21 protein-coding genes and 1 pseudogene are annotated in these 23,666 nt (G+C 44.2%); 5 read left to right on the top strand and 17 right to left on the bottom strand.

Annotated elements, in window-relative coordinates; translation table 11 throughout:
• The first annotated feature begins 20 nt into the window (after positions 1 to 20).
• Both DFER_RS04695 and DFER_RS04690 read left to right on the top strand, forming a co-directional pair.
• Entirely contained in the window at positions 21 to 1,334 is a 1,314-nt protein-coding gene (locus DFER_RS04695; protein WP_015810459.1) for an SGNH/GDSL hydrolase family protein, read from the top strand.
• Positions 1,335 to 1,946: 612 nt separating this feature from the next.
• On the top strand, positions 1,947 to 3,179 hold the full coding sequence (locus tag DFER_RS04690) for a site-specific integrase (protein WP_041735910.1): 1,233 nt from the start codon (positions 1,947 to 1,949) through the stop codon (positions 3,177 to 3,179).
• A 255-nt stretch (positions 3,180 to 3,434) separates the two neighbouring features.
• On the opposite strand, the gene DFER_RS04685 is transcribed toward DFER_RS04690, so the two are convergent.
• A complete protein-coding gene (locus tag DFER_RS04685; RefSeq protein ID WP_015810456.1) occupies positions 3,435 to 5,336 on the bottom strand; it encodes a DUF4365 domain-containing protein in 1,902 nt (633 codons plus the stop codon).
• Between the two features lie 463 nt (positions 5,337 to 5,799).
• Between DFER_RS04685 and DFER_RS04680 the strand changes: the two genes are divergently transcribed.
• Positions 5,800 to 6,852, top strand: coding sequence for a DUF932 domain-containing protein (locus DFER_RS04680; protein WP_015810455.1), 1,053 nt, complete (start codon positions 5,800 to 5,802; stop codon positions 6,850 to 6,852).
• A gap of 741 nt (positions 6,853 to 7,593) precedes the next feature.
• On the opposite strand, the gene DFER_RS04670 is transcribed toward DFER_RS04680, so the two are convergent.
• From DFER_RS04670 to DFER_RS30040, 16 genes and pseudogenes are all read right to left on the bottom strand, one after another.
• Positions 7,594 to 7,869: a helix-turn-helix domain-containing protein gene (locus DFER_RS04670; RefSeq protein WP_015810453.1), complete on the bottom strand. Its 276-nt coding sequence runs from the start codon at positions 7,867 to 7,869 to the stop codon at positions 7,594 to 7,596.
• A gap of 24 nt (positions 7,870 to 7,893) precedes the next feature.
• Complete coding sequence (locus tag DFER_RS04665; protein ID WP_041735906.1) at positions 7,894 to 8,184, bottom strand: hypothetical protein; 291 nt, start codon at positions 8,182 to 8,184, stop codon at positions 7,894 to 7,896.
• A 2-nt stretch (positions 8,185 to 8,186) separates the two neighbouring features.
• The gene (locus DFER_RS04660; protein WP_015810451.1) at positions 8,187 to 8,981 is read right to left on the bottom strand and encodes a hypothetical protein; all 795 of its coding nucleotides are present in this window, start codon (positions 8,979 to 8,981) and stop codon (positions 8,187 to 8,189) included.
• A gap of 23 nt (positions 8,982 to 9,004) precedes the next feature.
• Positions 9,005 to 9,832: a conjugative transposon protein TraN gene (traN, locus tag DFER_RS04655; protein WP_015810450.1), complete on the bottom strand. Its 828-nt coding sequence runs from the start codon at positions 9,830 to 9,832 to the stop codon at positions 9,005 to 9,007.
• Positions 9,833 to 9,860: 28 nt separating this feature from the next.
• Positions 9,861 to 11,174, bottom strand: a complete 1,314-nt coding sequence (gene traM / locus DFER_RS04650) for a conjugative transposon protein TraM (protein WP_015810449.1) — start codon at positions 11,172 to 11,174, stop codon at positions 9,861 to 9,863.
• A complete protein-coding gene (locus tag DFER_RS04645) occupies positions 11,149 to 11,571 on the bottom strand; it encodes a hypothetical protein (protein WP_015810448.1) in 423 nt (140 codons plus the stop codon). Before DFER_RS04645 ends, traM begins: the two co-directional genes overlap by 26 nt.
• 3 nt (positions 11,572 to 11,574) lie before the next feature.
• Positions 11,575 to 12,192 carry a conjugative transposon protein TraK gene (gene traK / locus DFER_RS04640; protein WP_015810447.1) on the bottom strand — a complete coding sequence of 206 codons (618 nt, stop codon included), beginning with the start codon at positions 12,190 to 12,192 and terminating at the stop codon, positions 11,575 to 11,577.
• 12 nt (positions 12,193 to 12,204) lie between these two features.
• A complete protein-coding gene (gene traJ / locus DFER_RS04635) occupies positions 12,205 to 13,326 on the bottom strand; it encodes a conjugative transposon protein TraJ (RefSeq protein WP_015810446.1) in 1,122 nt (373 codons plus the stop codon).
• Positions 13,327 to 13,336: 10 nt separating this feature from the next.
• On the bottom strand, positions 13,337 to 13,969 hold the full coding sequence (locus DFER_RS04630) for a hypothetical protein (protein ID WP_015810445.1): 633 nt from the start codon (positions 13,967 to 13,969) through the stop codon (positions 13,337 to 13,339).
• A 6-nt stretch (positions 13,970 to 13,975) separates the two neighbouring features.
• Positions 13,976 to 14,617 carry a hypothetical protein gene (locus DFER_RS04625; RefSeq protein ID WP_015810444.1) on the bottom strand — a complete coding sequence of 214 codons (642 nt, stop codon included), beginning with the start codon at positions 14,615 to 14,617 and terminating at the stop codon, positions 13,976 to 13,978.
• A gap of 7 nt (positions 14,618 to 14,624) precedes the next feature.
• Positions 14,625 to 15,302: a hypothetical protein gene (locus tag DFER_RS04620; RefSeq protein WP_015810443.1), complete on the bottom strand. Its 678-nt coding sequence runs from the start codon at positions 15,300 to 15,302 to the stop codon at positions 14,625 to 14,627.
• A pseudogene (locus tag DFER_RS04615) lies at positions 15,299 to 17,723 on the bottom strand (TraG family conjugative transposon ATPase). The gene DFER_RS04620 and the pseudogene DFER_RS04615 overlap by 4 nt, the downstream one beginning before the upstream one ends.
• A 13-nt stretch (positions 17,724 to 17,736) precedes the next feature.
• The gene (locus DFER_RS04610; protein ID WP_015810442.1) at positions 17,737 to 18,078 is read right to left on the bottom strand and encodes a DUF4133 domain-containing protein; all 342 of its coding nucleotides are present in this window, start codon (positions 18,076 to 18,078) and stop codon (positions 17,737 to 17,739) included.
• 11 nt (positions 18,079 to 18,089) lie between these two features.
• Positions 18,090 to 18,416: a DUF4134 domain-containing protein gene (locus DFER_RS04605; protein WP_015810441.1), complete on the bottom strand. Its 327-nt coding sequence runs from the start codon at positions 18,414 to 18,416 to the stop codon at positions 18,090 to 18,092.
• 99 nt (positions 18,417 to 18,515) lie between these two features.
• A complete protein-coding gene (locus DFER_RS04600; RefSeq protein WP_015810440.1) occupies positions 18,516 to 18,827 on the bottom strand; it encodes a hypothetical protein in 312 nt (103 codons plus the stop codon).
• Between the two features lie 4 nt (positions 18,828 to 18,831).
• Complete coding sequence (locus DFER_RS30040) at positions 18,832 to 18,999, bottom strand: hypothetical protein (RefSeq protein WP_015810439.1); 168 nt, start codon at positions 18,997 to 18,999, stop codon at positions 18,832 to 18,834.
• 703 nt (positions 19,000 to 19,702) lie between these two features.
• Here DFER_RS30040 and DFER_RS04595 point away from each other — a divergent pair.
• Positions 19,703 to 20,872 (top strand): SAM-dependent methyltransferase, encoded by a 1,170-nt coding sequence (locus DFER_RS04595; RefSeq protein WP_050774625.1) that lies wholly within the window; start codon positions 19,703 to 19,705, stop codon positions 20,870 to 20,872.
• A complete protein-coding gene (locus tag DFER_RS04590; RefSeq protein WP_015810437.1) occupies positions 20,866 to 23,664 on the top strand; it encodes an ATP-dependent DNA helicase in 2,799 nt (932 codons plus the stop codon). Before DFER_RS04595 ends, DFER_RS04590 begins: the two co-directional genes overlap by 7 nt.
• The last annotated feature ends 2 nt before the right edge of the window (positions 23,665 to 23,666 follow it).

Genomic DNA, 23,666 nt, shown 5'->3' with positions numbered 1-23,666 from the left:
TTATCCTAACTTGATGTCCAATGAATGCCAGGCTGATGTACTTTTGCTTATTGCTGTTCGGAGCGTCCGCTTGTCGTTCAACGGACGTTCCAAGTCTAAGCTATGAATCGATCATCACCGAGGAAATTTCTGTTCCAGTAAGAGAAGATGTGAGGCTACCCAAAATAGCATTCACGCCCGACGTTAGTGCTTTAAAGCCCGCCGGCGATACATCGCCAATCCGAATAGTCGCTTATGGCGGCTCTTATTTTGCCGGTTTCCGAAACGGCGGCTTATTTCGTGAGGGACAGTTGACTTCCATTCCTGAACTCATTGCACATCAAATGCAGCTTCAAACCTTCGAGTCTCCACTCTTTCAAACCGAACATGGGAACGGCAGCGGCTACTATTTCTTTGACAAACAAGCGAGTTTACCTTCGTGGAAAAAGGTTACTAACCAAACTGCTGTTATATCGGCGAGTCCATTGCAACTGCTTCCATTCAACGGAAAACGCATCGATAACATCGCTTGTCCGGAAGGTCCCGTTGCCACGGCTGATTCATCCTTGTTCTTTTTCAGATATCCCAAACAGAAACAATACTTCGCCTATCTCCACCGATTCTTTGGCAAATCCGGGACTGAGGACAATCCGTTTGACTTTTTCGCTGATTCCCTCGGTGCAAAAACGCATGTCGTGCTTCGGTTTGATGATATGGATTTGTGGGTCGGAATGGCTTTGTACTCCAAACAGCTAAGAATCGAAGAGATTTTGCATTCTGGCTATTTTACAGCCAAGAGGATTTTCATCGAGAACAATTTAGAGAAGGGTAGAAAACTTGTGCTCTATAACATACCGGATTTTTTAGATTTCCCATTTTTTCACCTTTTCGATGTAAAAAAATTATCTGACGGCGACATAAAGCGTCAGACGTTGACTGATAGTTCACTATTGATCCCAAATGATCGGGTAAAAACTTTGTTTGCCGCCAAGCAAAATGTCCTACTCCAAGAAGAGGATATATTATCTGAAAGCGAGGTGGTGGGTTTCAGATACACAGTTCAAAATATTCTGAACAAAAATGCAACTGAGGCATTCGCAGAGCAGTACAATCTTCCTATGGTAGATCTACATGCACTTTTCAAGCAAGTTTTACGGGGAGACTATCGTACTGAGGAGGGATTCTTTATCAACCCGTCATTTCCTAGTGGCAATTTTTTCTCCGACGATGGTATCCACCTGACACCGATAGGCAATGCTGTTCTAGCGAATGAGACTATTAAGACAATTAACAAATTTTATAAAACGAGAATCCCATTAATAGACATTGAAGAATTGTCAAAAGTGGTTAAATGACATGCCTTGGTGGAGTTCCGTTACTGAGATAACGGATGTTCCCAAAGCTCGCACTCGCAATTTTTTTAGGCACCATACTGGTGCGGGACGTTTTCTGCTAACATAATCTATTGTCAGCGAATTAGCTTGAATAGCATATGTGGCACAAGATGCCACAATTCAATATCAAACTGCCGTCCGTGCTTCTCTGTTGTAGATTCATATAAATCACTAAATTTGATACGGAAAATATTTGAATTGACGCCAAATCAAGTGATTTCATTCGGTCCCCAATTCAGTCACCTATTCGATTCGCTCGAATAATTTATCTGACAATCAACCACTTTCGTCAATATTTTGCGATTCCAGCGGGATCACTTGAAGAGGTAACAAAAAGCATCAAAAGCCTGCAAATCAAACGATTGCAGGCTTTTTTGTTTGCCCCTACTATACCAAAACGTTCAAATATTCTCAAAGTTTTGGTGAGTAATTCGGTGAGTCAATCAGCCTCAAAAGTTTACTCACCAGAATTCGCGTAACCAATTGATTTACAAGATGTCCATGCGGTGGACATCTTGCGCTGACTAGGCTTGCAAGACTACTTTTGTTCAACTATAAAACCTGTGAATGGTTATGAAAACAAAGCTGAGTCTGCTTTTCTATTTGAAGAAGCCGAGAAATTATCAAACCGGGCCTATGCCCATCTACCTAAGGATTACCGTTGAGAGTAAGAGGTCAGAACTTGCGACCGGACGTGAGTGCGACCCTAAGACCTGGAATACGGGGGCAGGTCGGGTTCTAGGTAACAAGGAGGCCGTGAAATCACTCAACGCTTATTTGGGCAACCTTGAACAACAATTCCTGGACGCACATGCTTCCTTAATTCGCCAGGGCGAGCTTGCAACAGCCGAAAGCATTAAAAACAAATTCTTGGGAATCGGTCCAAAACAGCGGATGTTGATGGCGGTGATTGTAGAGCACAATCGGCGGATGCACTCGCTAGTTGGCCAGGAATACGCTATCGGAACATTCAAACGGTACGAGGTTTTGAGACGGCACACCGAAAGCTTTTTGAAAGCAAATTTCAATACAACCGACTTCGATATTAGTCGCATTGATTTTGCCTTCATCGCCGACTACGAGTTTCATCTCCGTTCTGTCCGCAAAATGGGAAACAATGCCGTGGTCAAACACATGAAGATGTTTCGCAAGATTGTGAATATCTGCCTTGGAAATGGCTGGATGAGTCTTGACCCCTACTTAAATTTTAAGGGCAAGTTCAAAAAAGTTGATAAGGCAATCCTCACAAAAGAGGAACTTTGCCTCCTTTCCGAGAAGGAGTTCGCGAGTGATCGGCTCACCCAGGTTCGGGATACTTTCCTGTTCTGTTGCTACACCGGACTCGCTTACTCAGATATTCAGAGCCTCGAGAGAAGCGATATCGCGCGAGGAATTGATGGCGATCAATGGATTTTCACGCATCGCACCAAGACTAACGTTAAGTCGCACATCCCGCTTCTTCCCGAAGCGCTGGCGATAATAGCACGATATAATGATGATCCTGCTTGCGAGTCTCGCGGACTTGTACTGCCGGTACCCAGCAATCAAAAAATGAACGACTATCTTAAAGAGATCGCAGTCGTTTGTGGTATCGATAAGATCCTGACGTCGCATGTTGCCAGGCATACATTCGCAACTACAATAACTTTGCAAAATGGTGTTCCGATAGAAAGTGTCTCCAAGATGCTTGGACATACGAACATTCGAACCACACAGATATATGCGAAAATCTTGGATTTGAAAGTGAGTGAAGATATGCAAGCTTTGAAAGGTAGATTGGCTAGCAAGACCGGCGCAGGCCGGTAGCAGAAGTGCAAGAAACTTTGGAGCCGTCAAATAACATTTGGCGGCTCTTTTTTAATGAGCTACATCGAGGAAGATTGTCAGAAAAGCAGAGGTAAATCTTCTCGAAGCAAATACTTCAGCGTCAAATAGTGATCGGATTAGAGGTCTGCTCTTTGGGATTGCTTTCGACCACACTTTCATTCACGTGATGGTATTCAACTACCTTGTCCCTGCAAAGGCACATTCTTTGGGAGTGCCAGGACGCTTTAATCCCTGTCAGAACTGGATTTCCTCGAACGCACCATCCTCAGAAAACACCCGGACTTTAATTTGTTTTCGCTTAACATCTTTAATCGTCAAATCGATGAGTTCTAACACTGCGTCGATGCTCTCCGGCTGAACTTTTTCCAAAATCTTTCCGACTTCCAGAATAAAATCTTGCTCCGTATATTCATAGGCAACTCGGATCAAAAATGTCAGAATGCTGTTATCGGCTTTTGCATCCAGGCCAGTCACGAAGGATACTGCCCATACGTATGGATCGTCCCGGTATAGAACTGCAGCAAAAACAAGCTCTGCGAATGCCTTCTCGAAATTTCCGGCTTTGGACGACTCAATACCACGACCGTACCAGGCCAACCGACACAAGAAATCTAATGCCAGTGCATTATCATCAGCTCCCTGTCCAGCAATGCTCTCCGCTTCCGCAGGTTTTCGACTCTGCACTGACGGATAGCCGTGCTCAAGGTGTGTGGCTAATAGAGTGTATTTCAGTTGCCACTCTTCGTTGTCCACAGCGTCTGGATTCGCAAGAAGATATTTATCAAAACAATCTCTGGCTTCTTGGTAACATCCGGCATACATCAACGCGTCTGCATGAAGCGCAACCATGACCGGATCTTGGGAGCCAAGATTAATAGCTTTACTATAGAAGGTCGCGGCAAATCGGAATTTGCCAATTGAGAACATCAGTCCTGCAAAGTCAGAAAAGAAATAGTGTGCACTATTGTAAAATTTGCCATGTTTCCTTGCCTTCAAGTAATGGATAATTGCTGATTCTGTTTCGCCTTGCGCTTTAAAGTGCTGCGCCAAGTTGTAATGTGAAAGAGCAATGGCCATATTGTCACCACGACCCACATGGAAGGTCAGTTCGTTTTCGTAGAATTTCCCGATTGCTGCGATTTTATCTTGGCCAATTTCATTTCTTCTTTCAGTCAGCAATAATGCAAGAGCGAACTGAAGATCCGTACTGCCGCCGGGATCTTTCCTTATATATTCTTCCAATGATTGCAAAACTTCTCCGAAATGCTGGCTTTCCAGCAACTCAGGTAGTATCGAAATGAGGTATTTTTTGCTCTTGAACACGACCGACAGTAGGTTTTCTTTCATGATGAGATCATTGGCGATTTCTTTTCGCCCGAGGTCAAACATTAGGGAGCAGAAGAGAACAAGGATATGTTTTTTAAGCTCCGGGATATGCTCACCAACTACTTTGTCGAAGGTGACCTTCATCTCCGCACATTGGATGTCGGCGAGGCTCATGAAGATTTTATTTCCAGATATCCGAATAAACAAGAGAGCCTCCCGTGGTTCTCGGCGGATGTTAATATGGCGTCCTAAATTCCGAAGGCACGTTTTAACAATGTTGACGTTGGAGTATGGGATCGCCATCGGCTCAAAATCCAGCGCTCTATCAATGAAAGTAGGTATTGGCAGACTGACTTTCCCTTGCTTTACCCAGTTTTGCGCCTGCAAATAGCAACTTATGTCAGCAGGACTTTCATCTGACCACTGGCAAGAATCGGAAAAAAATACAGGTATTGATTTGCTCTCTGTACGAGGGATTGCCAGCCCTTTGGCCCATCTAAAGTAAAGCGCTTTGCTGTCGCTGATGTATCGGACGATAACGACAGGAATATCATAGCTTACAAATTGCCCAATCTTGTCACGCTCAAAATATAATTTTTTGGTTACAGACGGATCAATCGAATCCGTTGCTTTCAGTTGTACCCAAAAGACTAGACCTGTGGCCTGCCCTGACTCGGTGAAGATTTCCACTTCACAATCTATACCATAATCATCGTGTTTATCCCTGCAGACCCATGTTGCTGGTAAGACCTTACGGAATTCAAATCTTGATTCCTGTTCTAAAATGTGGCTACGAGTTCTTTGTATCATATTTTAGCTTGGAGTTACTTAGTAAGCGGCTCGGTCTAGCGTATTTGCTGGTGTACCGTTTCCATGTCACCGCCACCACAAAAATATATTGTTCTTCACTGACTTTTATCAATCGCGCACCTGCTTCTCCTCGTCGATGACTTTACAAAGCTGAGAGATCTGGAAAGCAATGTTTGGACAAACAAAACTCGGCAAAAGGGCAGCTAAATAAGTGGCCCCACTTTGCGAGACGGTCTATAAGGTCGCCAAAAGCTTACGGCATAATGGCGGCCTCTCTTATTGCTGGTAGATACCCGAAAGCCGACCGCCAGCCTGCGGCACTTATTCCGTTTCCTTTTGGCTATTTGCGGGGCCACGGTTAGGAGGGCTTTCTTTTTTCTCGTTTTTTCTTTGTCAAACATTCATTTAAGGGAGCGAGAGGAAGAAGAAAGAAAACAATTTCTAACTTCTAACAGCTACAATCATGGCTCACAACATCAATTTTGACGAAAACACAGGCAAACACAGTTTCTTCTCGGTGAAAGAAAAAGCTTGGCACGGGCTCGGCCAAATTGTCGACCAGTACCCTAACAGCAAAGACGCTATTTCTCACGCGGGACTTGACTATCAGGTTGAAAAGGCAGATCTAACCGCACGGGTCAAAAATTCATCAAACCAACAAGTAAGCGGCTCCGCACCTGTTCCGGGATATTTCGCGACCGTGAGAACAGACAACAATGCAGTCTTGGGTGTAGTTGGCAAAGATTATCAGATTGTTCAGAACAGGGACGCATTTACGTTTTTTGATAGTATCGTCGGGAATGACGGAATCCTTTATGAAACTGCCGGGGCACTTGGCAAAGGTGAGCGGATCTTTATCACAGCGAAACTACCCGGATACATCCAGGTCGGTAGCAACGATCTAATCGAAAAGTATCTGTTCCTGACTACGTCACACGACGGCAGCGGCAGTATTACGGCAGCGTTCACACCGGTAAGGATCGTCTGTGCAAATACATTAAATGCCGCTATGAAAAACATCACCAATGTCGTTAAGATCAGGCACACCAGTAATGCGGTCGAACGTTTGAGAACAGCTCACAAGGTTATGGGAATTGCCAACAAATTTTCTCACGAGGTCGAAGAGATTTTTAATCATTGGGCCAAAAAGCCAATTACCGACCCTCAATTGAAAAAGTTGATTGAGATTGCCATGGCCCCTAACCGGGAGGTTCTTGGAAATATTAGGGACGGCAGGGTTAACGCGCTATCAACACAATTCACAAATATCGTGGACGACGTCTATGAGTATGCGCTTTCAAATCCCACGCAGCAGCTGCCTACGACTATGGGAACGGTTTTCGGGGCATATAATGCTGTCACAGGCTATTTTCAGAATGTGCGAAAATTTCAGGATGACGAAGCCAAAGTAAAATCTATCCTGCTGGGCGGTACGGCACAGCTGAGGGCACAAACGACATTTAATCTTTGTGCCGACTTTGCCAAAAATGGAATTTCAAGCCTGAATCTGAATTAGGTACGGGGGAGCCTGGCTCCCCTTAGCTTTTTCTATGCAAGCCGCCCACGATGTGAAGCTTCAATCAGCTCCCCATCGTGGGCGGTTCATCTTAAAGATATTTAAAACTGATTTTGCTATCGATTATTGAAAAGCTCGACGACTAGCAGAAATATTCCTGAGACGATAGCCAAGGCTGAAACAATCATCAGGATTCCCTCAAGCGTTGATATAAAAAGGGCCGACCAGTATGTGGCGTAATGTTGGGCTCCTCCGTACCCTCTTCTGTTAAATCTGCGCTGGCTCACAAAGAGCCGGAGAGCGATACCAATTACGATAAGTACTACCCCATACATCATAACTGACGAAATGCTAAGTGCTAAAATCATGATCTTCGCGATTAGTGACTACGACAACAACTTATCAAAAATACCATCGGCCATCTTTTACCACAAGATCTGAGACAGGCCTGTACAGTATATTACGATTCGATTAGCCATATTTTACTTGCCACTCCAGGGTGGTAAGACGGCGTATACTTGATGTATCCCAAACTTTCAAGGTCCTGCAGACATTTGTGATACGTGGTTTGGCTCCGTGCCCTGGACATTTGCATGATCAGTCGCCGTGTCACACGGAAAGGGCTTGATTGCTTGTTTTTATCCCAGAGCAGAACCAACGCCAGGTAAGTACCTACATGCCAAACTTTAACCCGCGCATCCCCCAGGATACGGTTTAGGTATTTTGAAACTGGACGCTCCATTATTTTTTTGGTTTTAGATTGTTTGATTGAAGCAGGGACTGAATGTCTTGGAACGCGTAATAGAAGGTTCCTCCAATCTTATTCGGCTTTAACTCCCCATTTATTCTAAGATTCTGTAATGTCCCGGAAGAAATATTGAGGAGTTTCCTGACCTCAGAGCTTTTCAACCATTTCTTCGGCTCGCTGGGTGAATTTGAAATAAACTGTTTCAAATCTTCCAACAGGTCGCGCCGCAGTTTTTGTAAATCTTCCCTCGTAATTAGCTCAACATTCATATCTCTCCGATTCAAAAGATTAACTTAATTAAATGGGTCCGGCAGGACAATCCGACTTGGCCGGTTTTTGTTGAACGACGGCTCGTATCGGATATATCCAAACTCATTCAACTCGCGCACAGCTTTATAGTAGGTTTTACCGCTTGAAATCTTGGCAATCTGCATCAGCTCAAAACTGAACATTGCCAGACAGTTCGTCCCTAGTTTGTATGTCGTTTGAAGGATGGCAGTGTAGACGCTGATATGTGTCACCGTAATCCTGGCGTCCGCACTGATATTTGTAAAGAATCCTTCCAAGTGCTTAGCTATATCCATATTCATTGACTGATAGACATAGCTTTTGATTTCTTCGTCTTTTTTTCCGGAGCGCCGCCAGGTGCGTCGTCTGTCGCTAACTCACTCGACACTTTTTGCTCGTGTCTGCTAGTATTCTCCTGCTTATTCTCTTTAGACTGCTTCGTATGAAGCCGGTGCATATTGGCATCGAATATGGTTATCGTTTTAAATTGAGGATTGGCCTCAATGTATCTCCGGTGTTCGCTACCATTTTCCAGGAATGTGACCGCGTGCCTGTTCCCTTTTTGCAGTGAATCCAGAACTCTGCCACGATCTTGATTATTTTGCAGTTCTTTGACCGGCAGCCGGGAAAGCTCCTTTTCAAGGTCGAAGCCGTAGTTCTGGTGGAACTGTTTGAGCTTAAAATTTCCTGCGCTGTCAGTTTGCTTGAAATCCAGTTGGAGCCATGCATTGTAAATTTTCCCTTCCTTATTGGTCAGATCTTTATTTACAGCCCGGCCACTCAACAAATTGTAACCTTCTTTCAAAGTGATATTGTTATCCTTTCCGATGTAGAAGGTTTGGTTTACCTTCTCTGCGGCCTGATCAGGCTTTACTGAGGTCTGATAGTTATTGAAAAAATACATATCGGTAACCGACGATTTTTTGAAATTCAGTGTGCTCTCTACCTCGTCTTTACCGAATGCCGTTTGATGGTGCACGCTGAATTCAAGTGGCTGCTTTTTGATATTCTCCCTCAGCTGAGCCTCCAGGCCGTCGCCGAAGCCTGAATACTTTACCTGGTCGCGTAGGTATTCGAAATTTTTCTCGTTCATGATTTCTATGATTTAAGGTTGGATTAATGAGTCGTCAAGGGAAGGGATTTCAGGATATGCCTGTTTCGAACTTTAAGGTTTAGATGCCTGCCGCCATTTTTTTCATGGAGCGCGATTGACAAAAGCTTTTTGTCCGGAATCGTCATCTTGGGTATTGCGTAAATGAAAGTGTGCTCCGCGTTTGGGCCGACTGAGGTCGTATCACTCAGCACGCGGAATGGCGTGATAAAGGTTTCCTGAATCGCTGTACGCTTAGGCCGTTTTTTGTCCCTGACGGAAAACCTAAGGGTCTCGATATCATATATTATATGCGAATTGTTGGTAAGCGTCAGTTTGCAAAGCAAAATATCGCCGCAGATGTAAATGCCTGATAGCTCCAATTTTGCCTGAGAAGATTGATCTTTTATACTGACATTACTGGAATCGTTTTGACTTGCTTGGATCAACGCCTCCTCGATCTCCGCTTCGTTTGGTTCTGCTACTGACGTAGCGCCAACGTTAATTGATTTACCGATTCTTATATTAATTGAGACAGGATTCGGACAGTAGCTCGCTAGAAACGAGTAAAGCGTCCCATCACCTGTGATAACAGTCAGATTGGTCGTATCGAAAGATGCTATAGCGGCTTTGACTTGCAGGATGTTGTCAAAGCCTGCTGCCGTTTGCGCGAGAATTCCTCCATTCCCTCGGTCCACCGTTTTGATGTTGTATGGAAATACTAGGTGGGTAGTTTTGCTGGTGGTGATTTCAAGTGGAATTGCCTGTATAGCGCTCGTTTCGACGCCTTGGCAAATGGCTATTCCGACAAAGCTCAGGCATAGCAGTAGCTGACTCAAAAGAAAATTTCTCATGATAGTTGAATCTTAAAATGAATTGAGATTAGATTGATTTGGCGTTGGCGTCTTTGAGAAGCACCTTATAGCCAGCCTTCACAGATACCTGGATCAGTTTTGTTTTTCGGCCGAGAAATGTCTTCGCAGCTTCGATTCCTGCACTTGCAGCTTGTGCGCCGAGAGAAGGGTCGATGATTGGAATGTTAATCCCTTGAATCGCGCGGTCAGAGGATTCTTTACCAACATCGCGAGAAAGTGCGCCGGGAACGTAAATTCCTTCCATTCCATCCATGTCATAAACGGACAAGCTGACGGGAAACAAAGAATTACCAGACTTGACAGACTCAATATTCACGCGAAGCCTTTCCTGATTAAGACTGCTCTTTCCGTACAGAAAACTACCGGCCGGGATACGAGTGCCCGCTATAAAGATGTCCGTGGTCAACCGAAATTTAATTGTAGCGCCCGTCACGAGTGTTTGATTTTGATCAATAATCGCTTCGATCGCGTTTTGCGTTTGCGTGGCACTCCTCTGATTTTCTAAGGAATGGAAACCTTTTTGCTGAGTTGACGTGCCATGTTTTAAACTGTCCGAAAGTTCGCCCTGACCACCAAGGAGAGTAAATTGTACCTGATCAGTAACCGCTGCTACCGGAAAGACCTGCTTTCTATTTTGTAGCGATTGCTTTCGAGTCTGTTCAAGTTGTAGCTCAGGGTTTTGAATTTGCATAATCTTGTCGAGCATTCCATTTAGCTCGGCCATCTCAGGATCGGCCTCAGTGATTGACTCGTCTCCCTCCCCAAGGCCAGCCATCATTTGTTCTAACTGCGCAAGTCGCTCGTGATTTACATCCTCCTTTTGGGCCGCAGCTTTGGGCTTACTGGGATCGTCAAAATTTGGATTGCTGGTTTTTGATAAGACGTTGTCTAGTTCTTGGAGTTTTTGGAACACTTCTTTGTCAGCCTGATCGGCATTTACAGAAGTTTGGTCAGCGGTTCCTTTCTTTGTTTTTCCCGGCCCTTCCAGACTTTTGAGCGGCACACCCAAAGGGCCGGATTTCGAGGCGAGTAGCGTGTCCTGATAGTACGGGTCTTTCTCGATCAGATTACGGAGCCTTGCAGAATCTTCGGCCGCTTTTTGGTAGTAGCCCATTTTATTCAGGTCTTTCTCATCTTTCAAAAAGGCATCTGGAAGGCTCATAATTAGCCCCTTTCTCTCTTTTGATAAAACTAATCCTCCGTCGCCCTTTCCGAATAATGCCCAGGCTATTAGTGTGAGAAATGGAAAAACCAGCAGTGGCAGGACTGTATAAAACTTACGCTTTTGTAAGAATTTACGGGTGTATGGTTTGGTCTGCATAATCTTTTGCGGTTTGTTGTGATTGATAAATGCTGTCCCGGACGTGTGCTTGCTCTAAGCTGTCGACGTAAACTTCAAAAGCCTGCTGGCGTGGACTTGACGTCGCCGCTTTGATTGTCTTTTGGTTTCTGCTATCGCTTGTGAAGACCTTTGACAATGCGGCAATTTGATAGTCAGGCAGGATCAGCGAAAAGCTATATCCAATTCCGGCGGAGAGCAGCGCGATTGATAGCGCATGCTGCCATTTCAGCGGCAGTCGTGCCAGCCTCACAGTGATTCTTTTCCAAAGTCCCCATTTCCTGTTTCCTCGAAACTTGGGTGTTGCTGGGGCACGCCGGACCGGGCTGTCAGACATTTGGGCGGCAAGCTGTTTGTGTCTGTTGAAATTGTAAAACATAAGCTATCGGTTTTGAACATTGATGTCTTTGTTTTCAAGCGTCGTCCAGCGTTCGATCAGGAATCCATGTGGATTGTTATCACTTCTGGATACGCTTCTAAGAAATCCTTCCGTTACCAGCCGCCGGGTGACGATACTGGTGGAGCGAATAATACGCTGGGAAGCAACACATCGGAATTGGTAAGGATAATCTTCGGTCTTCACTTCCACCGTATCGATGCTGATCTGCTGGCTGATGTTCGCTGAGATGATGCTGGCGTAGTAGCCAGACTCTTTCAAATTTTCATATTGCGCTTTGGCTGAGACATCTGCCAGATAAAGTGCCCTGACCAAATTGGATTGTATCACCTTGTCGTCAGGATCGAGGGTAAAGAAGTACCGGTGGAAGGTGGCTACATGATCCCGAGCCTCCACAGGAATATTCTCATTTCGTTCAGACGCATAGGCATCGAGCACTTTTCCGCTTGCCAGGATGTAGACTTTGTCCTGCGTTTGATCCACCAGTTGATAACTTTTGTAGATCGCAAAGCAGCAGAAACCTATGCAGCCCAACACTACCAGCATTGTGAATCCGCGCACATGCCGGAATGCTGTTTCCAGATTTTTGGCTTTTGTAAACATGACATTGATTGGTTAAGAATTCTGAGATTTAGGCATCGCCGTGTTTCTTGGCAGTGTACCGAAGCCGCCGCTAGCGGGAAATACTCTGTTGCCGAAACCGGTCGCCGTTTGAGAGAAAAGTGTCGTTACCTTGTACAGATATGGGTTTCCGCCTCCTGCCTGAATAATGAACCCTGCAACCGCAGGAACAGAGAAATACCCGACAATGCCGATAATGAGGAATACTAGATAGGCTAAGTCCGTCGAGCTGAAAAAGGTATCACCCGCACCTTCAACCTGACTAATATCCAGCGTCAGCATCATTTCCTGGATCTTTCCGATGATTGCCCCGAAGATGTTTGCGACTGGCAGCCAAAGGAAAATGTTAATGTACCTGGCAATCCAGCCTGTTAACGTAAACTGGAACCCATCGAAAACTGAAATTCCGAACGCAATCGGCCCAACTATGGCGAGCACTATCAGCTGAAATGTTCTCAGCGTATTGATGCAGAGTGCAGCTGCTTCAAACAGTAATCTTAAAATCTCGCTCATCCACTCCTTGATAGAGTTGCGAAAATTGTAGGAAGCCTTGGCCATCGAGAATTTGATATCATTGCCTACACTTGCGAAAATCCCTTCACCCGAAGGCTCCTCATTTCCGTGCGTGTATTTGTACCATTTGTCCCGGTCGCCATTGCCCGCTGCGCCCACATACATTTGCCACGTGTTGGTTTTCATAATTGCCTCCTCCTTTTTCTTCAACAGGATAGTGATTGCCTCGTTCGAACCATCCACCATTGCAGCAGTTGCATTGACTACGGGCGACATGATCCCATTGATCATCGCCAACACCGAAGGGAAAATCAGAATTGAAAACCCGATCGCAAATGGCCGGAAGAGTGGATAAAAGTCGATCGCTTCCGCATTGGCTAGATGCCGCCAGATACGAGCCGCTATGTACCAGATCGCCGCAAACCCAGCTATTCCCCTAGCTACGCCGATCAACTTTGCGCACATCGGCATCATTTCATCATAAAGCTTGTCGAGCACGCTATGCAGTCCGCTGATCTGATCTGGAAACCCTTGTGCAGAAGCTATTTGAGGCAAAGCGATGCCAATCACCCCTACTAAGGCGGTTCTAATCAATGCATTCATAAAATTTGGATTATGGATTGACGCCGTTTAGGTGTGCACTCGTTTCTACCTCCACAAAAACCTTGGCACGCTGCAAGCCGAGTGTGGCGGCGGTTGAATTGAAATGGCGCAGGAATATCAATTTATCCTGCATCTCTTCGTGAATTTTGTCGATTGCTGCCAGGCGTTCATCATCCGACATCCGCATTTTCTTGGCAGTCACCACTATTGTAAGTGCGTCCAGATTCTTAATGCTTTGGTTAATTAACCGGGCATAAACCCTTGACATATATTCCAGCTCGTCCTTATTAAAGTACTTCCCTGACTGGAATTGTGCGAACGCTGCTCGATATTCGGAAACCAGTTTCAATTGAAAATCCACGATTTCTGCAATGCGTTTGTAGCGTTTCACAGCTGGGCTCACTTCTAGCAACCCGTCCAGAAATGCCTCGTGAAGCTTGAAGTTTCCTTTGGAAATATCCTTAATCGTCGTATAACCTTTAAAAAGAATGTCATACCCGGCTTTCAATTCTTTGAGGATCTTCCGCAGCTGGTTCAGCTTTTGGATGTTTAAGATCAATTGAGTTACCTCGGGAGTTTGCGCTTTTGTCTGGTTCGGAACGGCCAACGCGATTACTATAAGTACTATCAGGGCGATTCTCATTGCGTTTCAATTTGCGCCGTTTAGTTGTCGGCCGGTTACCACATCCTCTTTCTCTTTCATCCTGGCTGCTGCCAGCACGGCGGATTCATTGCAAAACGCTTTTGAGAACGTATAGTTGAACAGAATTTGATCGTAAAGTCCGTCGATCCTTTTCAATCGCTCGTTGTCGGTCATGGCCAGGTTTCCGTCGCTGGTAATCTCTTTTACAGCCGCCTGGATTTGGTCCGAGTCAGCAGTTACACGGTCGAAAACTGATCGTAAATAAGCTAGCTCATCGTTTGTCAAATAGCCACTTTGACCGAGTTTCGAAATGCAGGAGCTACACACGCTTTTGACCTCTCCGTAAAATGTCCCGATCCATTTAACTTTCGGCAGACCAGCAATCTTCGGATTAACCACCTTCAATGAATCGAAGTAGTTTTTATGCAGTTTGAATTCACCTCGTTTCAAGTCGCCGATCATCGTTAAGCCTTCCTTGGCGATCTTGTACCCTTTTTCTATGAGCTCCAAATAGATCTTCAACTGGGCGATCTGCTCGATCAGGTACTTCTTCTGCGTCTTTTTTTGCCGGAACCATTCCTTGAATGTTTGCGCCTGTAAGCTCGTATTGATGAAAATCATGGCCAGAATAATCAAGATTGTTCTCATAATCAGACTAGTTGATCCCGTACAACTTTTTCACCACATCCACTTCATGCTGGCTTTTGGCCCGGCTGATACTCAGCATCGCATTTTCCTGGTTGAACCTAGTCAGGTCACTATAAAGCTGGTCGGTTTTGTCAGCCGCATTTTTGATCAGTTCGAGCCGCTGGGCATCGGTCATCTGCATCGTGAAGGACTCGACGATCATTTTCAGCAGGTCAACGTTCTTGGAGGAATTTTCCAGGATGCCTACATACACCTTGAAGATGTAGTCTAGCTCCTGTGTGGTGAAATGCTTGTCATTGGAAACCAATCCCCAAAACCTTCGGTATTCGTCGACCAACTTTGAATTTTTATCAGCAATCTGCTTGATCTTGAAGTAATAAGCGATGACTGCCTTGACCTTTTTGAGCTCGTCGTAGTACTTTTTGTAAAGATCCCGCTGCTTTTTTACCCAGTCGGTGATTTCATCCAGTTGCAGTTTCGCCATTGTGTTTTCAATAGCTTTCTGCGCATTTTGGAGCCGGATTACCTTGTTTTGCCGCCTTTGGATCATCAAATCGACCGCCTTCACTACCTTTTTAATCGCTGCTTTGATAATCGCCGCCCAAGGATTCGCTGCTTCTGCTTCCTTGACCGGTGTCGCGACAAGTGCGAAGGCCAATGTGAAAAATAGAATGTTCTTTCTCATGATGTTGATCTGATCTCCTCTGCCAATGCCGCAATCCCTTTTTGCATGCTGCCGAAACGAGCCGCGTACTCAATCACTTTGATTTTTTCGCTTTCTTCGGTTGTGTAGCACAGATACTCTTCTAAGCTCACCTCGGTTCGATACACTCTCGAAAGGGTTCCACCCAAACTGATAAAAACCTCTTTGTACTTTCGGAGCGGATCGTTGGCTTTGTTGACCGAAAGGATTAGCGTTTTCTCTTTTTCGGTCAGGCCGAGCAGTTCTTGTATCTGTCCAAATTTGTTTTGATACTTGCTTTGGTCGAGTAGGATTTTGCAGTCGCTGTTATTAATAATGGCCTGCTTGACTACCGGAGAACTGATAATGTCCTCTACTTCCTGAGTAACTACAATCGCCTCGCCCAAATATTTCCGGACCGTTTTGAAAAGGTATTTGATGTAATCCGCCATGCCTTCTTTCGCGATCGCCTTCCAGGCTTCTTCAATCAATATCATCTTCCTGATCCCTTTCAGCTTTCTCATTTTGCTGATGAAAACCTCCATGATAATGATCGTTACGACCGGAAACAGGATTGGGTGGTCTTTGATATTATCCAGCTCGAAGACAATGAACCGCTCGTTCAGCAAGTCAATATTTTCGGTCGCGTTGAGCAGGTAATCAAACTCTCCTCCCTTGTAATAAGGCCGCAAGACATACAGCAGGTTAGCCACATCAAAATCCCGGTCTTTGACTTTGTCCTCGTCCAGAATCGGCACGAACTCATCCCGCAGGAATTCGTAGAAGGTATTGAAACAGGCGAATTCCTCGTATTCATCAATGTAGGCGTAGTACAATGTCAGCGCGTTGGACAAAGCCACATATTCACTCCGCTTAAAGACCTCATTGTCCTTTCCAAAGTGCCAGGATCAGCGTCTTGATGCTTTCCTTTTTCTCAGTATCCAGCGAGTCGCCCTCGGCAATGTGGAAGGGGTTGAACTTGATTGGATTCGTTTCCTGATATGTGAAATAGTAGCCTTTGACCAGGTCGCATAAACCTTTATAGGAATGCCCCACATCCACCAGCACAATATGGGAACCCTGCTCATAATAGCTCCTAACCATGTGGTTAGTGAAAAACGACTTACCACTTCCAGAGGGACCGAGAATGAATTTGTTTCGGTTCGTGCAAATTCCCTTTCTAATCGGTTCGTCGCTGATATCAACGTGTACCGGCTTACCAGTCAGCCTATCGCCCAAGCGTAATCCGACCGGGCTAATCGAAGAACGATAACCCGTTTCCAGGTTTAGAAAGCACGAAGCTTGTTCGGCAAAACAATCAAAAGTTTCGTTCATCGGGAAATCCGCCGCGTTGCCGGGAATGCCTGCCCAATAAATCTGTGGTGCACCGGTTGTCTCCTTTTTTGCAACAGCTTCCATTTGGGCTAGTGCTGCCGAAACTTTGTTGTTTAGCTCGTTGAGCTCTTCCTTCTTTTCAGTCCAGACCAGCAAATTGAAATGCGCCCTCACCGGCATTCGTTGACCTGATATTGCTTCATTCAGAAAAGCGTTCGTTGCGTCGAGTGCAATCGCATTCTTGCGGGAATAAGCCGCCAGCGATTGCAGCCGCAACCTTTTCGTTTCCATCTTCCTGAGTGTTTTCGGCCCGTCGTCGATGAAAATGTACTGGTTGTAAATGTGGTTGCAACTCAAAAGTTGACCGAGCGACGAAGCATACCCAATGCTAAATTTTGTCTTGTCTGTGGAATACCTGTCGAAGCTATTCTGTGAACCGCAGGTGGCGGGCAAGTCTTCCGTGTCTGCCAGCGTGTAGAGCTGACAGTGCTGGCTGCCGATCCGGATGTTCTCATCAAACTGCATATCCTTGATCAATGGCTCACCTTTGCCGGAAAGGTAACAATACTGTTCAACGATCCCGGCCTTCACGCCGCTGCTCCAAAGCTCTTCATCCTTTAATCTTCGCAGCTTTACAAATCCACTGTCTTCCATAATATGCCTGAACTGACCTACGCAGCTATGCAGCTCCTGCAATACCTTCTCATCCATCGTTTCCTCCGGCATCAAAGCCGGGCGGATCAGGTTTGAGGCCAGCGAGCTTGATACCTTCCGGTCCCCTGGCTTTTTGGTGATGTAGATGCAGCAGGTGTGATCCAAAAATGGTCGCTCATTGAAATGACGTTCGCTCTGCATTGACAGGAAGCTTTTATCCTCCCGCGAAAAGTCCGGCTCGTAGCGGCTGTCGACAAACCAGTCCTGCTTATGGAATACAGAATGTGGTGGCAGCACGCGGAGCGCTTTCACCCACGTTTGGTGAAAAGCCTCATAGTCGTGATCAGAGAGGGTGAATATTTCAGGCAAATCTGCCTGAAATACCACCGTGATGTCTCCCTGCTTGGATAGGATGCAATCGTGTTCCACATCCATGATCGGGATCAGATCATCCAGTAACTTTTCCATTAATAGTGCTGGTTTTAAAAATGCGCCTCGAATTAGACTTTACATATCTGGGAATATTTCGCCGCGCGAGCATCTTGGTAACGCCATGCTCTCCATATGCCGAGCTCAAATGGTAAATCCCCATGATCATCGGAATGCCTAGGCAAACCACAATCCCCACGCAGATGTAAGAACGGATCCCGCAGATATACAGCAGTGTATAAATTGCAAACAAAACGATTGCCGCCCCACCCATGTACCAGATGTACTGCGCTTTGAGACCTTTGAACTCAATGGACGTATTGATCCCCTTGTTGATTTGGTAAACGCTGGTGTTCGCCATAACGGTTATCCTTATAGGCCGAAGAAAGATTGCAGCACGGTAGCCACCACCACCAAGAAAATACAGCTGCCAAACCACGCCGCCGCGACCTTGCCGGTATCATTGTCTCCGGCATTCCATTTCTGGAAGACCTTCACTGCGCCTACCAGACCAAGTACCGCGCCAATGGCATACATGAGCTGTGTACCCGGCTCAAAATAGCTACGCACCTGGCTGTCCGCTTCTGAAATACCTGCCGCACCGTCTTGCGCTTTGACTACGCTTGCCACTACTGCAAGCAATGCTGATGCCCATACTTGTTTTGCCCTGATCGAAAGGGCCGCTTTCCCACATTTCATACGCCTCGTTGATTATTGTTTTTGAATTGATTTGCTTGGTTTGTCTCCTTGCGGCTCCCAAGCCCGAAGGCCCGGGAGCGCAGGAGAGCGGGCTCATCATTAAACCTCCTTCCAGACTTCCTCTAGCTCTACAGCACTGAGGTTGATGAAGCCATATTTTGCCGATTCCGTTGTGATCACATTGTCGATCGCCGGACGGAACGGGCTGCCTTTGATGGCAGAAAAGTCTTTGAGTAATAGCTGGATCAGAAAGATCAGGTCTCTCCGTTCGTATCCTTTTTGGCAGGCTTCCGATATGCTGATCCTAATTTGGTGGGCCAGCTCTTCCACCTTACCGAACACCTCTTCATTTTGCCAGGCTGGTGTGTTCGCGATAGCTTTTTCGCTTTCACCAGCACTCGGCTCACTCATTTGGTTAGCCGCTCGAGGGAGGCTTCTCCACCCGCTGCCAAAACTTATTTTGCGAGCTGAAAAAGGTTTCGATCTCATGTCGGTAGAACAGCGCACCGACGATCACGTAATAGACAGCCGCAATGACGGCCACTGCCAGAAAGTAATCCGTCCAGTTGAAATGTGGTAACATAAGCCCTGCTGTTTTGAAGTGAAGAATGCCTTTGCCTTTCTCGAAAGGACATGACAAAACAACATCAGAAATCAAGGCACTTCAAGTACAACTATTTGTTGTACCCAAATCGTACCCGATCAGAATATTTGAAAATCAGCTAGTTACATGTTTTACAATTTAGGAGATACTTATCGAAGTTTTGAGGATTGCTCGAATGCCTGACAGAGTTTCTTGTATCAATGATGTCCCAAAGGTAGTCACGGGGCTGCGGGGCGTTCCACGCCGGGCGCAGTGGAAAATCCGGCATAAACACCGGGGCGCGTAGCCCGGCATTCATACAGCTCTTCCTTTATTCCGTTGCTTCCATTACTTGCTTGCCCAGTGCCAGAATGAAGCGCATAATTCATTTAATCACTTCAAAATCAAGGCAATTATGGGGAGCTTCGCCAATGTTTCAAACTTGTATCAAGTAGCAAAAATTGAGCTGATATACAAAGCCAAAGTGCAGACCAGCCAGCGTCCCCAAATTCAGGCATCTCGATGCTCTATCTGAATATCTGTGTCTTAAAAAGTTTAGTTGGCGAAAATCCCGTTGTTAGGTCTAAATTTGTATCTTGTAAATTTTAACAACGTATTGTAATAGGTTATATTAATGAACTTCGATTTCACGAATTCTAACACAGCATATTCGACACATTGCTTCCATACATATCCGGCAAAGATGATTCCACAGATTGCATCAGCTTTGTTAGATGAATATGGAAAAAATGCCCTTTCGCTATTCGACCCTTATTGCGGGACCGGGACAACCCTTGTAGAAGCTGCAACCCGAGGAATAAAGTCATACGGATTTGATCTGAATCCGCTAGCTAGGTTGATTGCGAATGTTAAGACTACGCAAATTGAGATACAAACCCTAGATCTTCATTTGAAGGACTTTTACGATTATCTCTTTGCATTTAGATTTGGTTATAGAAATAATCGGCACTCTATCATTGTCCCAGAATTTCAAAATATTGATTTTTGGTTTTCCAGGGCGGTGAAGCATGACTTATCTATTATTTCAGAATATATTAATCATATTGAGAATGTTCAAGTTAAAAACTTTTTCAAAGTTGCCCTGAGTCAAACAATAAGAGAATGCTCATGGACTCGAAAAAATGAATTTAAGCTGTATAAGATGAGTGCTGAGCGAATTAAAATCTTTAAGCCAGATTCACTGTCGATTTGCGAAAAAATTTTAGGACGGAATAGGAATGGACTTAGCGATTTCATGGAGTCACGTGCTAATTTTGCAGAACCACTGATTACAGGAGATAACAGCATATTCAAAATCCCGAAAAAAATCATCCCCGAAGGTTCAGTCGATATTGTTCTTACGTCACCACCATATGGGGATTCTTCCACTACCGTAGCATACGGACAGTTTTCAGCATTGGCAAACCAGTGGTTAGGTCTCCGAGATCATGGCAGGTCGCTAGATAATGAACTTATGGGCGGCATAAAGTCGAAAGTAATATCAAAATTTAAGTCACCTATCTTAAATGAGCACATAAACGACATAAACAAAATTGATCAAAAGCGAGTACTGGATGTTGTATCATTTTACAACGACTACTCAAATTCAATAAAAAATGTGTCGAAAACAGTAAAGCTTGGAGGTTTCGCATGTTATGTTGTAAGTAACAGAAATGTAAGGGGTGTTACTCTTCAAACTGATACGATTACCAAGGACTTCTTTGAAAATGTTGGCTTTAAGCACGTTACTACTTATAATCGGCAAATTAGTAGTAAAAGAATGCCGCGGCAAAATAGCGCAAATGGGACGAAAGGCGAGAAAAACCCTCTAATGAATACTGAATCAATTGTAATAATGCAGAAGGTATGCTAAATTTTACTCCAGATCAGCAACGTGCCATCAGCGAGAATGACAAAAATCTTCGGATTATTGCCTGTGCCGGTTCAGGAAAAACAAGTACCGTAGCTGCCAAAATAACTCATTTGCTGCTTGGTGAAAATAATGCAGCGGTTGAACCTCGAAATATAATTGCTTTTACATATACGGAAAAGGCGGCAGCCGAGCTTAGAAATAAGGTCCTGAAAACGATAAAAGAGGATGATCGATTAAAAAACGTTCAAGCAATTGCTGATATGTATATTGGCACTATACATGGATGGTGTTTGAAAGCACTGCAGGAGAATGAATACCAGTATCAAAAGTTTAGTGTTCTAGACGATATTAAGCTCAGACTTTTTGTAGATAAAAACTATAAAAAAATCGGCATGAGCGATGTGACAAAGGTGAGCAATGATGATATCACTATGCAGATCTTTGTCGATACTAAAAGATTTATCCAGCTGATGAATGTTATCAGAGAGTCAGAACTTGATGGTGAGTTGCCTTCACATATTGTATTAGCTAAACAGAAGTACGAAGGTCTATTGAAGGAAAACTGCTATTTTGATTTTACTATGATAATGACGGAGGCAATTGATAAACTCCAAGAAAAGAGGGATTTATACAATAAAATCAAAAAGGATCTTAAGTATTTGATTGTTGACGAATATCAAGATATCAATCCTATACAGGGAATTCTAATCAATCAATTATACCAGGTTGCTAAACCTGTCATTACCGTCGTGGGGGATGACGACCAAAATATTTACCAATGGCGTGGAAGTAACAGCAGTTTTATCAAAGATTTTTTACATGACTATGAGCCGGCGCATGAGATAATATTAGATAGAAATTTCCGGAGCTCGAAAGGCGTCACTGCATTAGCTGAAACAATCATTTCGCGCAACGATAGAATCCCAAAATCAATGATATCAGCAGAGAAGCAAACATTTAGTAAAAATAACGATGTTTTGTATAATGAGTTTGTGTCCACAGTTGAAGAGAATGGTACAATAGCACAAATGATAGTCGATTTGAGAGGAACCCCATTCAAATCGAATGTAACTGACCCAAACGAGCCAGAACGTGGATTGGATTATTCGGATTTTGCAATTCTTTTACGAACTTGGAGTAAAACAGCGGGGATTGTCAATGAGTTGGAAAAGCTTGATATTCCATACATAACTGCGGGGGTGAATCAATTGTTTTCTGTCAACGAGGTGAAAGCGGCATATGGAATCTTTCAATATCTTAATAAGAGTATTTCGGCCGAAGAGTTATTGCAATTGTGGATTCAAATACGGAATAGTAACTTTGCTTCAAATAATTTGCTGCTGGGAATCGAATACTTAAATAGTAAATTCCCAGAAAAGCAGGTTGATAGAAATGGAAAAGCAATATGGGCTTTTAGTTTACAACAAATATATTGGGATTTTTTAGAGAAATCTCAGATTAATGAGGAAGCATTTCAGTCACAGCACATTGCTGAGATTGTTATGTATAATCTTGGTAAATTTAGTCAGGTAATTAACGATTTCGAAGAGATTTATTTCAATTCGTCAGTTCCATCGTATCATTTGTTCTCTTTTTTGCAATTTATTCGATATGCTGCGGCAGATCACTATCCTGAGGGTTGGCTAAACAATCCATTCAGAGCACCAAATGCCGTCCAAATAATGACCATCCATCAGGCAAAAGGCTTAGAGTTTCCTGTTGTCTTTATTCCTGGACTAAACAAAAATTATATGCCTGCAAAGAAAGTGGGTGGGCTTACCGAATGGCATTTCTTGAACCCAGCTCTTATAAAGAATCAACAGAGATACATCGGTAGTGAGGAAGATGAAAGACGGCTATTCTATGTTGCCATTACCCGCGCCCAAAAGTTCTTATTTATTTCTCGTGCACCTGATGAAAACAATCAGCTATATAGAAAAGCATCGCAATTTGTGAGTGAGCTTGCAGAATCAGACGCAATTGTAACGAATCTTCCGCCATTTGAGAAGAATTTGAAGATAGAAGCTAGTCCTAAGAAGGAAGCAGTGTCGATTACACTAAATTTCAGCGTTTTAAAAGACTTCTTTGAATGTCAGTACAGATTTAAACTGGTATCGATGTATAATTTTTCCTATCCATTGGACCAGCGCATGGGTTTCGGCAGATCGCTTCATAACACTTTGATGGAAATACACAAGCGTAGTAAGCTTGGAGAGGAGTTGTCTCAGGATGACGTGTTGGATATTGCAAATGGGCAGTCTCACTTTCCCTATCTAGGCAAATCTACCATTCTCGAACAGATGAAAGATTTGGTTAAAGAGAGGGTGGCAGAGTATTACAAAAGGAATAAGGATTCCTTCAAGAATATAGAATATGTTGAGCAGGAGATACAGCTGAACTTGGATAACGGTATTTTAGTAACTGGAAAAATTGATCTAATACGAAGAAAATTATACGAAGATAAGTATGAGACAACTATAATTGAATTCAAATCCAAGCAAGATGTTCAAAACCAAAAAATAACTTATGATCAATTAAATCTTTATGCTCTTGGGCACAAAGAACTTACAGGCCAGACAGCAGATTACATTCAAATATATGATTTGGAGTATAACACTCAATTGCCGCCCAAATCACTAAGGGAGGATAATCTTGAAGAAACAAACAGCAGAATTCAGAATGCTGCCGCGGTAATAAGAAGCCAAACGTTTAGTAGGATCGATAAAAAGGAAGTATGCAAAGATTGTTTACAATATCATATTTGCCATTCTGGAATCAAATATAATTCTTAGTG

The organism is Dyadobacter fermentans DSM 18053 (genome assembly GCF_000023125.1).
Lineage (GTDB): Bacteria > Bacteroidota > Bacteroidia > Cytophagales > Spirosomataceae > Dyadobacter > Dyadobacter fermentans.
The sequence above is the reverse complement of the archived record's forward strand: the minus strand, read 5'-3'. Positions and strand labels throughout refer to the sequence as shown.